The sequence below is a fragment of the Bradyrhizobium sp. genome (assembly GCF_049519115.1).
GTDB lineage: Bacteria > Pseudomonadota > Alphaproteobacteria > Rhizobiales > Xanthobacteraceae > Bradyrhizobium.
In genome coordinates, this window is sequence record NZ_JBEKRB010000020.1 from 62,018 (window position 1) to 76,727 (window position 14,710).

At 61.4% G+C, this 14,710-nt stretch carries 11 protein-coding genes; 10 read left to right on the forward strand and 1 reads right to left on the reverse strand.

Annotation, left to right across the window (positions count from 1 at the left end; translation table 11 throughout):
* Window positions 1-59: 59 nt before the first annotated feature.
* A complete protein-coding gene (locus ABSE61_RS17180; RefSeq protein ID WP_423872319.1) occupies window positions 60-1,529 on the forward strand; it encodes an MmgE/PrpD family protein in 1,470 nt (489 codons plus the stop codon).
* Window positions 1,530-1,597: 68 nt separating this feature from the next.
* On the opposite strand, the gene ABSE61_RS17185 is transcribed toward ABSE61_RS17180, so the two are convergent.
* Window positions 1,598-2,047, reverse strand: a complete 450-nt coding sequence (locus ABSE61_RS17185) for a PaaI family thioesterase (RefSeq protein ID WP_423872320.1) — start codon at window positions 2,045-2,047, stop codon at window positions 1,598-1,600.
* 183 nt (window positions 2,048-2,230) lie between these two features.
* Here ABSE61_RS17185 and ABSE61_RS17190 point away from each other — a divergent pair, with 183 nt between their 5' ends.
* The 9 genes from ABSE61_RS17190 to ABSE61_RS17230 all read left to right on the forward strand — a co-directional run bounded on the left by ABSE61_RS17190 (window position 2,231) and on the right by ABSE61_RS17230 (window position 14,691).
* Window positions 2,231-3,187 carry an N-carbamoyl-D-amino-acid hydrolase gene (locus tag ABSE61_RS17190; protein ID WP_423872321.1) on the forward strand — a complete coding sequence of 319 codons (957 nt, stop codon included), beginning with the start codon at window positions 2,231-2,233 and terminating at the stop codon, window positions 3,185-3,187.
* A 272-nt stretch (window positions 3,188-3,459) separates the two neighbouring features.
* On the forward strand, window positions 3,460-4,758 hold the full coding sequence (locus tag ABSE61_RS17195) for an MFS transporter (protein ID WP_423872322.1): 1,299 nt from the start codon (window positions 3,460-3,462) through the stop codon (window positions 4,756-4,758).
* 40 nt (window positions 4,759-4,798) lie between these two features.
* Window positions 4,799-5,569, forward strand: a complete 771-nt coding sequence (locus tag ABSE61_RS17200) for a maleate cis-trans isomerase family protein (RefSeq protein ID WP_423872323.1) — start codon at window positions 4,799-4,801, stop codon at window positions 5,567-5,569.
* The gene (locus ABSE61_RS17205; protein ID WP_423872324.1) at window positions 5,566-6,321 is read left to right on the forward strand and encodes a GntR family transcriptional regulator; all 756 of its coding nucleotides are present in this window, start codon (window positions 5,566-5,568) and stop codon (window positions 6,319-6,321) included. The genes ABSE61_RS17200 and ABSE61_RS17205 overlap by 4 nt, the downstream gene beginning before the upstream one ends.
* Entirely contained in the window at window positions 6,318-7,085 is a 768-nt protein-coding gene (locus tag ABSE61_RS17210; protein ID WP_423872325.1) for an aspartate/glutamate racemase family protein, read from the forward strand. Before ABSE61_RS17205 ends, ABSE61_RS17210 begins: the two co-directional genes overlap by 4 nt.
* Complete coding sequence (gene hydA / locus ABSE61_RS17215) at window positions 7,085-8,494, forward strand: dihydropyrimidinase (protein ID WP_423872326.1); 1,410 nt, start codon at window positions 7,085-7,087, stop codon at window positions 8,492-8,494. The genes ABSE61_RS17210 and hydA overlap by 1 nt, the downstream gene beginning before the upstream one ends.
* 27 nt (window positions 8,495-8,521) lie before the next feature.
* Window positions 8,522-9,406 carry an alpha/beta fold hydrolase gene (locus tag ABSE61_RS17220; RefSeq protein WP_423872327.1) on the forward strand — a complete coding sequence of 295 codons (885 nt, stop codon included), beginning with the start codon at window positions 8,522-8,524 and terminating at the stop codon, window positions 9,404-9,406.
* A 795-nt stretch (window positions 9,407-10,201) separates the two neighbouring features.
* Window positions 10,202-13,402: an efflux RND transporter permease subunit gene (locus ABSE61_RS17225; RefSeq protein ID WP_423872328.1), complete on the forward strand. Its 3,201-nt coding sequence runs from the start codon at window positions 10,202-10,204 to the stop codon at window positions 13,400-13,402.
* 14 nt (window positions 13,403-13,416) lie between these two features.
* Window positions 13,417-14,691: an efflux RND transporter periplasmic adaptor subunit gene (locus ABSE61_RS17230; protein ID WP_423872329.1), complete on the forward strand. Its 1,275-nt coding sequence runs from the start codon at window positions 13,417-13,419 to the stop codon at window positions 14,689-14,691.
* Window positions 14,692-14,710 lie beyond the last annotated feature (19 nt).

A 14,710-nucleotide genomic window follows, 5' to 3' on the forward strand; every position in this document is an offset into this window, starting at 1 on the left:
CGCCGGCCACGGCCGGATTCCGATCAATCTGATGTCGTTAAATCAAGGGACTTGAAACAATGGCCATGACCGATCGCAGGACCTTTATTCAGGCGGCAGCCGCGCTTCCAATGACGGCCGCCGCTACAGGAGCCGCTTTCGCGCAAGCCCCGAGCGCACCTCCGGCGGCGCAAGCCAAGCCCGCGGCGCCTAAGGACGTGACGCGCGAACTGGCCCATTACATCGTCACCGCTGATTACGACGACCTTCCCGCTAATGTCCGGAAAGAGGGCGTGCGGACGCTTCTGAACTGGGTTGGGGTTGCGATCGGCGGATCGCATCACCAGACGGTCGATATCGCCGTGGCCGCGCTCGCGCCGTTCTCCGGCCCTGCGCAGGCCTCGCTGTTCGGCCGGCGCGAACGGTTCGATATCATGAACGCGGCCTTCCTCAACGGTGTCTCCAGCCACATCTTCGACTATGACGACACCCACCTGAAGACCATCATTCATCCCGCAGGTCCCGTGGCCTCGGCCATTATCGCGCTCTCGGAAATGCAGCCGGTGTCGGGCAAGGAGTTTCTCAACGCGCTGGTGCTTGGCGTGGAGATCGAATGCCGGATCGGAAACGCCGTCTATCCCAATCACTACGACGTCGGCTGGCACATCACCGGCACCGCAGGGGTGTTCGGCTCGGCCGCCGCGGTCGGCAAACTCCTGAAGCTCAACGAACAGCAGATGGTCTGGGCGCTGGGTCTTGCGGCGTCGCAGCCGGTGGGTCTGCGCGAATCCTTTGGCTCGATGAACAAGAGCTTCAATCCCGGCCGCGCCGCCTCCAACGGCATCTTCGCAGCGATGCTGGCGTCGAAGAATTTCACGTCTTCCGACAGCATGATCGAGGCCAAGCGCGGCTGGGCCAACACGATCAGCACCAAGCAGGATTACAACGAGATTCTTGGTGATCTCGGCAAGCGCTATGAAGCCGCGCTGAATACCTACAAGCCGTTCGCCTGCGGAATCGTGATGCATCCGGCGATCGACGCCGCGATTCAGTTGCGCAACGAGAGCAAGCTGACCGCCGACCAGATCGATCGTGTGGATCTGAAGGTTCATCCGTTGGTGCTTGAACTCACCGGCAAGAAGAACATCCACGAGGGGCTGGAAGGCAAGTTCAGCATCTATCATGCGGTCGCGGTGGCGCTGGTCGAAGGGGCGGGCGGCGAAAAACAATTCAGCGACCGGGCCGTCAACGACCCGACCATCGCAGCGCTGCGGGCTAAGGTGAATCCCGTGGTCACGCCGGGTATAGACGCAGCGCAAGTTGACATGACGGTCGTGCTGAAGGACGGCCGTCAGCTGCATCGTTACATCGAGCATGCCATCGGCAGCGTCGAGAAGCCGATGACCGACCAGCAGCTCGAAACCAAATTCACCGATCTGGCCGAAGGCATCATTCCCCAACCGATGATCCGGCGCGTGATGGATGCATGCTGGAGTGTCGAGAGCCTGCCAAACGCGGCCGAGATCGTGAAGATGTCCGTTTCATCTTAAGCCGAGCCGCAGGTCCCCGTTGCAGACGAGCAGCAATGCGACAGCCGGAGCGGTAGAACCGCGCGTCGTCAGTGCGCGATGCCTTGCCGCCCTGTGATCGCCATCAGCGTGCCCGTCATCGTCGCGATGAGCTTCTCCTTCGATCCTTCCAGCACCAGCGCGCGGGCTTCGCAGATGGTCAGCGTTCTGCCCGGCTTGATCACATGGGCACGGAAGACAAACCGGTCGCCTTTGGCGGGCGCCAGCAGGTTTGTCTTGAACTCGACCGTCAGCACGGCGGCATCATGCGGCATCAGCGTGAACGCCGCATAGCCGCAGGCGCTGTCCAGTGCCGTGGTGATGATGCCCGCATGCATAAACCCGTGTTGTTGGGTGTAGGCCGGATTGGGAAGCATAGTCAGGTGGACTTCGCCCGGCTCGAGATGGACCACTTCGATGCCGAGCGTCGCCATGACCTGCTGCCGCGCAAAGCTCGCGCGCACGCGCTCGCGAAAGTCCGGATCTTGCGCTTGAAACATCTGTCTTCCTGCCTGACGGTTTGCGTGGTCCAGTGACGGCATCGTTTAAATATGACTATACCAAATACCGATTTTGCTTGTCGCGGTGGTATCCAAATTCCCGGATAGCTGGCGTAAAGTCAGTCTGCGCCCGTCGGTTGGATGCCTCCGGTCACGGCGATTACGGGTGAAGGAGGTTTTGGAGTGCGATTTGTCAATGTAGCCGTGGGCCAGCTCGGTCCCATCGCCAGAAACGACACCCGGACGCAGGCGGTGGCGCGTCTGTCGGGCCTGATGCGCCAGGCCCGGTCCAACGGGTGCGATCTGATCGTCTACCCGGAACTGGCGCTGACGACGTTCTTCCCGCGCTGGTATATCGAGGATCAGTCGGAGATCGACGGTTTCTTCGAGCGCGAGATGCCGGGGCCGGAGACGCAGGCGCTGTTCGACCTCGCACGCGAACTCGGGATCGGCTTTTACCTCGGCTACGGCGAGTTGTCGATCGAGGATGGCGTCCTCCATCGCTACAACTCGTCGATCCTTGTCGACAAGAGCGGCGCGATCGTCGCGAAATACCGCAAGGTACATTTGCCGGGTCACGCCGAGCACGAACCTTGGCGAGAGTTTCAACACCTGGAGAAGCGCTATTTCGAACCCGGCAATCGCTTCGGCGTGGTCGAGGCGTTCGGCGGCTTGATGGGCATGGCGATCTGCAACGATCGCCGCTGGAGCGAGACCTATCGCGTAATGGGGCTCCAGGGCGTCGAGATGGTGCTGATCGGCTACAACACGCCGGTTCACAATCCGCCCGCGCCGGAACATGACGATCTTTCGCTGTTTCACAATGAGCTCGTGATGCAGGCCGGCGCCTATCAAAACGGCACGTGGGTGGTCGGCGTGGCCAAAGCGGGAATCGAGGAGGGCGTCGACCAAATCGGCGGGAGCTGCATCATCGCGCCGTCAGGCGAAGTCGTTGCAGCCTGTACCACGAAGGGCGATGAGATTGCGCTGGCGCGCTGCGACCTCGATCTCTGCAACTCCTACAAACGCACCACTTTCAACTTCGACATTCACCGGCAGCCCCGGGCCTATCGGATGATTGTCGAGCGGAAGGGGAAAAATCTCATGGCCGACGGAACGCCGGTCGGATCCGGCGAGTGATGGGCCTGAACCGATTCAAATAGCCCAAACGTTCGGCAGGCGTCTGGCAAAAGCTCCGGCAACGCGTAACAATTTTCTTAAGAATATTTATTGTTATCAAATAGATAATTGGGATTGCATGCAGCATGCAAAATCCCGTTGCCGCACTGCTCGCCTTGCAGCAAACTTGATCGCAGCCGCCGGCAGCGGGGGATGGACCGTCAATGGCGACGGTCGCGCAAGGATAAGGAGACAAGACTTGCGCAAGGGGTTGCCGGCGTTTGGGGGCAAACATGAGTGATCAGGTTATCGCTGTCGCAGGCGCCGCCAGACCGAGCAGCGTGCGCTGGAAAATCTTCTTCCTGATGCTGTTTCTGGTCTCGGTGAACTACATCGACCGCGCCTCGCTCTCGGTCGCGATGCCGCTGATCTCGAAAGAATTCAGTATCGAGCCCGCCTGGCAGGGCGTGATCCTGAGCTCGTTCTTCTGGACCTACGCCTTCATGCAGGTGCCGGGCGGCATGCTGGCCGATCGCTTCAAACCGCGAATCGTGATTGCACTGGCGACGGTATTTTGGGGCGCGTTTCAGGCGATCGCCGCACTCGCCACCAATTCGTTCGTCCTGCTGTTGAGCCGGCTCGGCCTTGGCGCTTCGGAAGCGCCGATCTACCCGGCAGGCGGCAAACTCAACGGCATCTGGATGACGCAAACCGAACGCGGACGTGGCGCCACGCTGCTCGACGGCGGCGCGCCGCTGGGCGCCGCGCTCGGTTCGTTCGTGATCACGTGGCTGATCGCTGCGTTCAACTCCTGGCGCATGGCCTTCGTCATTGCCGGCGTCGGTACCACGCTGTGCGGTCTGTGGGCCTGGTATTACATCCGCAATGCACCCCGAGAACATCCGTCGGTCAATGAAGCGGAAGCGCGCTATATCGAACAGGCCCATGCGCTGGAAGATGCTGCCGCGCCTGCCTCGCCGGGCGGAAGCTGGTTCGGATATTTTCGATACCGCTCCGTGTGGTGCATGTGCTTAGGCTGGATGTTCTTCAACGTTACATTCTACGGCCTTCTGACGTGGATGCCGACCTACCTGTTCAACGTGCACAATCTCGACATCAAGTCGCTCGGCGGCGCATCCTTCATCATCTTCTTTTCGGGCTTTGTCGGCGAACTGATCGGCGGCTGGATCGGCGACCGTTGGCGTTCGAGCGGCGGCTCGCCGAATCTCGTGTACCGCACGCTGTTCGCCATCGCAGCCGTCATGGTGACCATCTCGATCTTCCTCGTCGCCTATACGTCTAACGCGGTCCTCGTCGTCGTGCTGCTCTCTTCGACGCTGTTCTTTCTGCGCTGGTGCGGCATGTATTGGGTGATTCCCGCAGCGCTGGCGGGCCGGGAAAAATCAGGTTTTCTCGGCGGCTGCATGAATCTCGGCGGTAATATCGCCGGCATCACGACGCCAATCATCATCGGCTTCATCGTTCAGGCCACCGGCTCCTACTTCCTGGCGCTGATGTATTTTGCTTTCGCGGGCGTCGCGCTGTTGATCTGCTCGACCTTGATCGATTACAGCCGTCGCCTGCTGGTATGAGCAAAACTGGGCTTTTGATGACAGCGATTCAGGATTCGTCATGACCCGGCTCGGCATGCTCACGCCCTCGTCGAACACCGCGCTCGAACCGATCACCTACGCCATGCTGGCCGGTGTCGAAGGCATCTCGGTGCATTTTTCGCGTTTCAGGGTGACGGAAATTGCATTGTCGGACGCAGCAACGCGTCAGTTCGACCACAGCGAGATCTTGCGTGCGGCCGAGCTCCTCGCGCACGCCAAGGTCGATGTCATCGCCTGGAACGGCACTTCGGCGAGTTGGCTCGGTTTTGATCGCGACGAACGGCTGTGCGAGCGCATAACGGAGGCAACCGGCATCTGCGCCCGCACCACGGTGCTTGGCTATCGCGACCTGTTCCAACGCCTTCCGACGGCACGCATCGGGCTGGTGACGCCCTATACTGCCGACGTGCAAAGCCGGATCATGAACAACTGGGGTTCGCAAGGGTTGAATTGCGTTGCCGAGCGGCATCTTTCGCTGACCGACAATTTTTCCTTTGCCGAGGTATCGGAAGCCGAGATCGCGCGCCTCATCGAGGAGGTCGTGCGCGAGGGCGCCGATGCGGCCGTCGTGCTGTGCACCAATATGCGCGGGGCCGGCGTGGCGGAGCGGCTGGAGCGAAAGCTTGGTGCCGGCGTTTTCGATTCGATCGCGGTCACGCTCTGGGCCTGCCTGATCGCAACCGGCGTCGATCCGTCTATGGTTCGTGGTTGGGGCAGCGTGTTTGCCATTCCGCATCTCGTGCCGCCCGCCGCCTCTATGTCTCTTCGGCAGCATCGTGAGGTGTCGTGAGCAAGACAAGCCTGACCAGGACAACGACCAGGTTGAACGAAAAGGAGCCGAAGCGCCGCCGTAGCATGACTGAGCTGCAACGGCGCGCTTTGCGCGTTCCGCGTACGGGCTTGCATGAGCACGCCGCGCGAAAGCTCCGTACGCTCATTGTGCGTGGCGATCTCTTGCCTGGCGAGCCGTTGCTTGAGGTCAATCTGTCCGAGGCGCTCGGCGTTTCACGTACGCCGCTGCGCGAGGCCTTGAAGCAACTCGCGGTCGAAGGCCTGGTCGAACTGCAACTCAACCGCAGCGCGGTCGTGGCTCCCTTGCAGCGTGATGAGCTGACAGAGCTGTTCGAAGCCGTCAGCGGCATCGAGCGCTGCGCGGCCGAACTCGCCGCCATCCGGATGACGGCACAAGATGTCGAACGTCTCGAGGCGTTGCAGATGCGGATCGAGCGTCATCACCGCCGCGGCGAGTTGCGCGACTATTTCGAGGTCAATCAGCAGATTCACGGCGCCATCGTCGGCTTTGCCCGTAACAGCGTGCTGAAGGCCTCCCACGATGCGCTGCTGGCGCGGGTGGAGCGTGCACGCCTGTTTGCGTTGTCGGCCGACGGGCGGTGGGAGGAGTCGGTACGGGAGCACAAGCAAATTCTCGCCGCGTTGAAAGCGCGCGATGCCGAGCGGGCCGGGCAATTGCTCGCTCACCACGTTCGCCGCACCGGGGACATCGTCGCCGACACGCTCACGCAAAAGAAGGTCAGACCGTGAAGATTCTCCTGCTCAATCCCAACACGACGGCTGACGTGACCGACCTGCTTTATGCCGCGGGTCACCGCGCGGCGTCAGCGGGAACGGAACTCGTGGCTGTGACCGCCAAGCGCGGCGTGCCCTACATCGCCACGCACGCCGAAGCGCAGATCGGCGGCGCGATCGCATTGGAAATGCTCGCCGAGGCGGGCGATGGCTTCGCTGCGGCGATCATCGCTGCCTTCGGCGATCCCGGCCTGTTCGGCGCGCGTGAGCTATTTTCGTTTCCGATCGTGGGGTTGGCGGAAGCGGCGATGCTGACGGCCTGCATGGTGGGGCGGCGATTTTCCATCGTCACGTTTTCGCGCACGCTCGCGCCCTGGTATCAGGAGTGTGTCGCGATGCATGGGTTGGAGTCGCGCTGCGCCGGCATCCGCGCGCTCGATGAATCCTTTCAATCGATCTCGGAGGTGCAGTCCGAAAAGGAAGAGGCGTTGGTGCGGCTGGCGAATATAGCGGTCGAGCAGGATCGGGCTGATGTCGTGATTTTGTCCGGCGCGCCTCTGGCCGGGCTTGCCGAAAAGGTCAAGAATCGCATTTCGGTGCCGGCGATCGATCCCATCGCGGCGGCGGTGCGGCAGGCTGAGACGCTTGCCGCTCTTAAAGTCCGCAAGGCGGTCGCGGGGACGTTTCGCCGCCCGGGTCCGAAGCCGACCATAGGTCTCGCCGAGCCGCTCGCCGCCGTCATCGAGCATCGTGAGGGCAAACAAGAAGGAACGAACTGATGTCGCTCGATAGCATCATTCGCGGCGGGACGGTCGTCACCGCGTCCGATACCTTTACAAGCGATGTCGGCATCCGCGACGGCAAGATCGTCGCTTTAGGCCATGATCTCGGCGCCGCGGAAAACATCATTGACGCGACCGGCCGGCTGGTGCTGCCCGGCGGCATCGACAGCCACGTCCATTTCGCGCAGCCCTCCGGTGACGGCATCGTCATGGCGGACGGCTTTGCCTCTGGCACGCGCTCGGCGGCGTTCGGCGGCAACACCACGGTGCTGCCGTTTTGCCTGCAAGAGAAAGGGCAGACGTTACGCGAAGCGCTGCGCAAATATCACGCGCTCGCGGACGGCGAATGCCATGTCGACGTCTCCTTCCATCTCATTGTCACCGATCCGACCGAACACGTGCTGGGCCAGGAGCTGCCGGCGCTGGTGGAAGACGGCTACACCTCGCTCAAGGTCTTCATGACCTATGAGGGGCTCGCGCTATCGGACCGCGAGCTGTTGGAGACCATGTCGGTCGCGCGCGAGTCCGGCGCGATGCTGATGGTGCATGCGGAAAATTTCGACGCGATCAAGTTTCTCACCGACCGGCTTGAGCGCACCGGCGATACCGCGCCGCGCTTTCATGCGACCTCGCGGCCGATTCCGGTCGAGCGCGAGGCCACGCACCGCGCCATTTCCCTGTCCGAACTCGTCGATGTGCCGATCATGATCGTTCATGTATCGAACGGCCAGGCGATGGAGGAAATCCGTCGCGCCCAGCAGCGCGGGCTGAAGGTCCTGGGCGAGACCTGTCCGCAATATCTGGTATTGACCGAAAAAGATCTCGACCAGCTCAACATGGAAGGCGCCAAATATGTCTGCTCGCCGCCGCCGCGCGACGAGGCCAGTCAGAAAGCGTGCTGGGAAGGCCTGCAACAGAAGGTGTTTTCGGTCTTTTCCTCCGATCATTGCCCGTTCCGCTATGACGATCCGCAGGGCAAGCTGTTGCCGAAGGGGCGCACAAGTTTCCGCTGGGTGCCGAACGGCATCCCCGGCGTCGCGGCGCGGTTGCCGATCCTGTTTTCGGAAGGTGTCGTCAAAGGCCGCATCGACCTAAACAGTTTCGTCGCCTTCAGTGCGACCAATCATGCCAAGATTTACGGTCTTTACCCGCGCAAGGGCACGATTGCGATCGGATCGGACGCCGACATCGCGATATGGGACCCGGAGCGCAAGGTGACCATAACCCACGACCTGATCCATGACGGGTCGGACTATACGCCCTATGAAGGCATCGAGATCACCGGCTGGCCGGTGCTCACCATGGTCCGCGGCAAGGTCGTGGTCGATGACGGCACGCTCGTCGGCGCCAAAGGCTTTGGTTCCTATCTTTCGCGCAACAAGCCGCCGAAGAATCTTGCGGTCTAGAGATCAACGAGAAGCAGGGAGAACACCATGCCATATGCAATGACCGATGACGGGGTGCGCCTCTATTTCGAAGAGACCGGATCGGGTGTGCCCGTGATCTTCGTCCACGAGTTCGCCGGCGACTTTCGCAGCTACGAGCCGCAGCTGCGCCATTTCGGCAAGCGCTATCGCGCCATTGCCTACAACGCGCGCGGCTTTCCGCCGTCGGATGTGCCGGAGAACGTCTCGTCTTATTCGCAAGCCCGCGCGGCCGACGACATCCTGGCCGTGCTCGATCACATCAAGGCGCCGAAGGCGCATATCGTCGGGATCTCGATGGGCGGTTTTGCAACGCTGCATTTCGGTATCCGTCATCACAGCCGCGCGCTGTCGCTCTGTATCGGCGGCTGCGGCTATGGCGCCGAGCCCGACAAGCGCGAGATCTTCCGCACCGAAGCCGATGTGATCGCAGGTGCGCTCCGGAAAGACGGCATGGCCGGCTTTGCCGAGCGCTACGCCTATGGGCCGACCCGCGTGCAATATGAAAACAAGGACCCGCGGGGACACGCCGAGTTCAAGGCCATGCTGGCCGAACATTCGGCGACAGGCTCAGCCAACACGCAACAAGGCGTCCAGAAGGAGCGGCCGTCGCTCTATACGCTGGTCGAGGAGATGAAGCGCATCACCGTGCCGACGCTGGTCGTCACCGGCGACGAGGACTGGCCGTGTCTTCTGCCGGGTATCCTCATGAAGCAGAACATTCCCTCAGCCGCACTTTCGGTAATTCCGAATTCCGGTCACGCGATCAACATCGAGGAACCGGACGAATATAACCGAATCGTCGGTGATTTCCTCACGCACGTGGAAAGCGGCCGTTGGCCGCAGCGCGATCCCCGCGCGGTTTCATCCTCGATCACCGGCATGAAAAATTGACTGTGAAATCAACGCGCTGAGCGACATTCCACGCGGCGGAGCGCTGTCGTTGACGATGGTGGGGAATCGCGCCAATCTTTGACCGACCCGTGATTCATACATCATCTGCAATAAGCACACGGGCAGGGAGCGTCAGGGCGATGAGCAAGGACACTCAACGCTCATCTGAACGTGATCGGCTGGATCGGGACGAGGCCGCTGCGGACGCGCTGGAGATTGCGCGTCAGATGGCCCCCGGGCCCGATCGCAATGAAGCCCTTAAAGCTGCGGGCGCGCTTCGCCGTTCCGCCGACGAACGGGGCGTGGTTTTTGCCAAACGGGGCCGGCCGCGCAAGTCATGACCGGCTGCACCGTTTGATCCTCCACCCATGCCTTGTGACGGCGTTGTAACGCCATCGAGTTTAGCCGCGACTTTCCCGCGTTGTTGCACTGCAATGTCGGTTTCCCCGAAGACGCCGGATCCTGCCTAAAGTCCGGGCCGCGAATGTCAGGGAACATCCTGAGTCCACACTAAAATTTATATTAGTTGTCGCGCTGCGGCGGGCTCCACATCATTTATTTTCATGCGGGGTGGTGGATGTGCGGGCAATCCCGGCTGGCGAAGCCGGTCTGATCCGATGCCCGCGTTTTCGATCTCACCCTGGGGTGCCTGGAAGGATACGAAGCAGTTGTCATGAGGGTATCCGTCCGAACCTTGCGGGGAACAGCATTTTCCGCGCCGAGATCGTTCAATCCTGATAGCGTAGTGCTTGGCTGCCATCCGGCAGGCCGGCTGCGATCGATATTCCGTACGGAATGGTGGAGGGTTGCGCCGTGTGGATCGTTCTAACCGCGCTGAGGCGCCCTTATACGTTCGTGGTCCTCGCGGTGCTGATCGCCCTGTTCGGCGTTCGCGCCGCACTGACGACGCCAACCGACATCTTCCCAAACATCAATATCCCGGTGATCGCCGTCGTCTGGAGCTATAACGGGCTGCCGCCGAACGACATGTCGGGCCGCGTGATTTATTATTACGAGCGCTTCCTGACCGCCCAGGTGAGCGACATCGAACACGTCGAGTCGCAATCGCTCTCCGGCTATGGCGTGGTCAAGGTCTTCTTCCAGAAGGACGTCAATATCGCCGCCGCCATGGCGCAGGTGACGGCGGCTTCGCAGACCGTGCTGAAATTGCTTCCGCCCGGCATCACGCCGCCTTACGTGTTGAGTTATAACGCGTCCAGCGTGCCGATCCTGCAACTGGGGTTGTCGAGTACGTCGCTCCCCGAAATGAGGCTGTTCGATCTCGGGCAAAATTTCATCCGGCCGCAACTCGCCACCGTTCGGGGCGCGGCAGTGCCGTCCCCCTATGGCGGCCAGGTTCTGCAAGTGCAGATCGATCTCGATCAGCAGGCGATGCAGTCCCACGGCGTCTCGGCGGAGGACGTCGTCAACGCCGTTTCGGTGCAGAACCTGATTCTTCCCGCCGGCGATCAGAAGATCGGCAAGTTCGACTGGAACGTGTCGCTCAATGCGAGCCCCGTCAATCTTGAAAAGATCAACGACCTGCCGGTGAAAAAATCCAACGGCACGATCATTTTCGTTCGCGATGTCGCCTATGTCCATCAAGGCTCGCCGCCGCAGACCAACATGGTGCGGGTGAACGGCTCGCGCGCGGTGCTGATGACCATCCTGAAAGCGGGGGCGGCATCGACGCTGGACGTCATCAACGGGATCAAGTCGGTGCTGCCGCGGGTGCAGGAAAGTCTGCCGTCAAGCCTTAATCTGCGCGCCGTCGGCGATCAGTCGGTGTTCGTCAAGGCGGCCGTGTTCGGCGTCATTCGCGAGGCGGTGCTGGCCGCCGCACTCGTCGGCGTGATGATCCTGCTGTTTCTCGGAAGCTGGCGCTCGACTGTCATCATCCTCACCGAAATTCCGCTCGCCGTACTGTTCTCGCTTACGGCGCTGGCGTTGCTGGGCGAGACTATCAACGTCATGACATTGGGAGGACTCGCGCTTGCTGTCGGCATCCTGGTCGACGACGGCACGGTGACGATCGAAAACATCAACTACCACCTTGAGCAGGGCAAAGAGGTCGAGCCGGCGATTCTCGATGGCGCGCAGCAGATCGTGATCCCGGCTTTTGTCACTTTGCTGTGCCTGTGCATCGTGTTCGTGCCGATGTTCCAGCTTGGCGGCGTCGCCGGCTATCTGTTCCGGCCGCTGGCGGAAGCGGTGGTGTTCGCGCTGATCGGCTCGTTCATCCTGTCGCGCACGCTCGTTCCCACGATGGCCAACTACCTAATGCGTGCCCACCATCATAGCATCGAGAGCGACATCGGACAGGATCGGCTGGCGGTTCGTTCGCGCAATCCGCTGTTGCGGTTCCAGCAGGGCTTCGAAAAATACTTCGAGCGTTTTCGCGCCCGGTACCGTGCACTCCTGGTCAGGGCGCTCGAAGCCCCGAAGATGTTTATCGTAAGCTTTCTCGCCTGCGTTGTGGTGTCGTTCGTCCTGGTGCCGTTTCTGGGTTCGAACTTCTTTCCTGCCGTCGATTCCGGCCAGATCCTGATGCATGTGCGCGGACAACCGGGTACGCGGATCGAGGAAATGGCCCGTCTGTTCGAACAGGTCGAGCAGACGGTGCGGGCGACGATTCCGCCCGAGCAGCTCGACAGTATCGTCGACAATATTGGCCTGCCGTTCTCCGGCATCAACATGGCCTATCAGAACACGGGCACGATCGGTCCCGAGGATGGCGATGCGCTGATCGCCTTGAAGGAAGACCACGGTCCCACGGCTGACTACGTCAAGACACTGCGCACGATCTTGCCGCAGAAATTTCCGGGTACCGTCTTTTCCTTCCTGCCCGCCGACATCGTGTCGCAAATTCTCAATTTCGGATTGCCGGCGCCGATCGACGTGCAGGTCGTCGGCAACAACCTGAAAGGCAATTACGACTACGCCAACGCGGTGCTGAAGAAAATTCGCCAGGTGCCCGGCATCGCCGATCTTCGCATCCAGCAGATCTTCAACTACCCGCAGATCAATATCGACGTCGACCGGACCATGGCCGCCGATGTCGGCCTGACCCAGCGCGACGTCGCCAACAGCCTCCTGGTCACGCTTTCCGGCAGCGGCCAGGTAAAGCCGAACTTCTGGCTCAACCCGGAAAACGGCGTGTCGTACCCGATCGTGGCACAGATGCCGCAATACCGGGTCAACAGCATTTCCGATCTGTCGAATATTCCGATTACCACCACGGAAAATGGCGTCGGCGCGCAACGCTATCTCGGCGGGGTGGCGAAGATCACCCAGGGGCCGAGCCCCGGCGTGGTGTCGCATTATAACGTGCAGCCGGTGATCGACATCTTCGGCGACACGCAAGGGCGCGACCTCGGCGCGGTGGCCGGCGACATTTCGAAAATCCTGGCTGATACCAAGAAGGACCTGCCGAAAGGCTCATACGTGGCCGTGCGCGGTCAGGTCCAGACCATGGATAACGCCTATAGCCAGCTTTACATTGGACTCGCCGGCGCGATCGTGCTGATCTATCTCATCATCGTCGTCAACTTCCAGTCCTGGCTTGACCCTTTCATCATCATCACGGCGCTGCCCGGCGCGTTGGCCGGCATCGTCTGGATGCTGTTCACCACCGGCACTACGCTGTCGGTGCCGGCCTTGACCGGCGCCATCATGTGCATGGGCATTGCGACCGCCAACAGTATTCTGTTGGTGAGCTTTGCCCGCGAAGGTCTGGAAAATGGCCTCGATGCCACGACTGCGGCGCTGGAGTCCGGCTTTACCCGCTTTCGCCCGGTGCTGATGACGGCGCTCGCAATGATCATCGGCATGGTTCCGATGGCGCTGGCGATGGGCGAGGGCGGCGAACAGAATGCGCCGCTCGGCCGCGCCGTGATCGGCGGATTGGCCGTCGCAACCATTGCCACGCTGTTTTTCGTTCCGACCGTCTTCAGCGTTCTTCACCGCAACAAGAGCGGCCAAACAGCGAGCCGGTGATTTGGAGAAGTGCCTTGCTTGATTCCCATCCGCACCATGCCGAGGGCAGACCTGAGGCCAGCGCTTCCGGAATAAAGCCGGCGCCGCGCCCGAACCGGTCGTGGCTGATTGCCATCATCACGGTGCTCGTTGCCGTCGGCATCGCCGTCGCGGGCATCCTGTTGCGTCGCCAGCAGGAAAGCGAGGTCGCGAAATGGACGACCGAGCTTGCGGTGCCTGTCGTTGCCACGGTGATGCCGAAGCAGGGCGTGACGGGTCAGCAGGTTTCGCTGCCCGGCGATATCGAGGCCTGGTACGAGGCGCCGATCTATGCGCGAGTGAGTGGCTATCTCAAGGCCTGGTATCTCGATTTCGGCGCGCATGTCGAGAAGGGCCAGTTGCTGGCGGAAATCGATGCGCCCGATCTCGATGCTCAATTGGCCGCGGCGAAAGCCCGGCTCGCTTCGGCGGAAGCCCAGGTCAAGGTGCGAGAGGCTGAGCGCAACTTTGCCGAGACGACCTATGACCGCTGGCGCGATTCGCCGAAGGGCGTTGTCTCCCAACAGGAGACCGAGGCGAAGAAAGCGGAATACGGCAGCTCCGATGCTCGCTACAAGGCCGCGCAAGCCGAAGCCAATGTCAACCAGAGTCAGGTCGATCAGTTGACGGCACTGGAAGCTTTCAAGCGCATCCTGGCGCCGTTTGATGGCATCGTGACCCAGCGCAATACCGACGTCGGCGCGCTGATCAATGCGGGCAGCAGCACCAGCAATGGGCCGCAGCTGTTTCGAGTTGCCGATGTGCATGAGATGCGGGTGTTCGTTCAGGTGCCGCAGGAACAGTCGTCCAACATGCGCGCCGGCCTGACCGCCGAGGTCACATTGCCGCAATATCCGGACAAGACGTTCAAGGCGCTGGTGTCGACGACATCCGAGGCGATCAACAAGACGGCGCGGACCTTGCTGGTCGAGCTTCATGCCGACAACGCCGACAATCTGCTGCAGCCGGGCACGTTCGCGCAAGTGCGATTCAATCTCGCGGACAACCCCACGGCGTTGCGAATCCCGACCAGCGCGCTCATTTTCCGCGAGAACGGCCCGCAACTGGCGATCCTGGAGCCGGGCGACAAGGTCGACTTGCGCTCGATCAAACTCGGCCGCAACCTTGGAACCGAGTTCGAGGTGCTGGCGGGTCTTGGCCCCTCGGACACGATTATCAACAGCCCGCCGGATTCGTTGTCGCAGGGCGAACAGGTGCGGGTCGCCAAGGATGCCGCGCCGCCTCCGGCTCATGAGGCCGAAGTGCGATGAGCCAAGCGCGTTGCCTTTT

Bases quoted from the DNA above. Each gene is read 5' to 3' on its own strand.
- ABSE61_RS17180 (WP_423872319.1), top strand. From the start codon at position 60: ATGGCCATGACCGATCGCAGGACCTTTATTCAGGCGGCAGCCGCGCTT.
- ABSE61_RS17185 (WP_423872320.1), bottom strand. From the start codon at position 2,047: ATGTTTCAAGCGCAAGATCCGGACTTTCGCGAGCGCGTGCGCGCGAGC.
- ABSE61_RS17195 (WP_423872322.1), top strand. From the start codon at position 3,460: ATGAGTGATCAGGTTATCGCTGTCGCAGGCGCCGCCAGACCGAGCAGC.
- ABSE61_RS17200 (WP_423872323.1), top strand. From the start codon at position 4,799: ATGACCCGGCTCGGCATGCTCACGCCCTCGTCGAACACCGCGCTCGAA.
- hydA (WP_423872326.1), top strand. From the start codon at position 7,085: ATGTCGCTCGATAGCATCATTCGCGGCGGGACGGTCGTCACCGCGTCC.
- ABSE61_RS17220 (WP_423872327.1), top strand. From the start codon at position 8,522: ATGCCATATGCAATGACCGATGACGGGGTGCGCCTCTATTTCGAAGAG.
- ABSE61_RS17225 (WP_423872328.1), top strand. From the start codon at position 10,202: ATGGTGGAGGGTTGCGCCGTGTGGATCGTTCTAACCGCGCTGAGGCGC.